Source organism: Paraburkholderia humisilvae (genome assembly GCF_902859855.1).
In the GTDB taxonomy this organism is placed as follows: domain Bacteria; phylum Pseudomonadota; class Gammaproteobacteria; order Burkholderiales; family Burkholderiaceae; genus Paraburkholderia; species Paraburkholderia humisilvae.
Map to the genome: position 1 here is coordinate 1 of NZ_CADIKH010000469.1, position 619 is coordinate 619.

General features: G+C 62.8%; 2 pseudogenes. One reads left to right on the forward strand and one right to left on the reverse strand.

Features of this window, described 5'->3' with window-relative positions:
* A pseudogene (locus HV796_RS45315) lies at window positions 1-146 on the forward strand (IS110 family RNA-guided transposase); the annotation flags it as partial.
* Window positions 147-208: 62 nt separating this feature from the next.
* Here the strand turns inward: HV796_RS45315 and HV796_RS43110 are convergent.
* A pseudogene (locus HV796_RS43110) lies at window positions 209-469 on the reverse strand (transposase domain-containing protein); the annotation flags it as partial.
* Window positions 470-619: the final 150 nt, after the last annotated feature.

Here is a 619-nt window from a genome sequence, read left to right on the forward strand (position 1 = left end):
ACCGGCTCGACGTGACGAAGCTGGTCATCAACCTGCGGGCCTGGCTGGGTGGCGAACGCGACCGCATGCATGCGGTGCACGTCCCCTCTGCGCAGGACGAAGCTTCGCGCCACCTGATGCGCGAGCGCGGGCAACGGCAGAAGGAAGGTAAGCGCTAAATCTGGCACACGGAATTGGACATGCCCGCGTCAATTGGTGCCGCGCGCGATCAGGCGTGATTGCGCGCCTGGGCGATGAGCTTCGCGACGTTGAACGGCAGGAGGTCGGTGACGTCGGCACCGGGGGCACGCTGTGGCAGTTCGGTGAGCACGTGCAGGAGGTATGAGTAGGGTTCGACGTTGCAGGCCCGACACGTGAGCATCAGGCTATAGACCATCGCACTCGCCTTCGCACCGGCAACGGTGTCACTGAACATCCATGAAGACCGGCCGGTACAGAATGGCCTGATGTCGCGCTCGATGACGTTATGCCGACTCCCCGATTATGCCGCGTCATGAATCCACGGACGCAACGGTTAGGCGGATCTCTGTTCCCTGTCGCTCCGGCTGTCGGCATTAACGGATCTGGAGGTTTGTAACGTGTCGGTGCAACACCACTCACCGTCGCGTGCGCGAGCGCG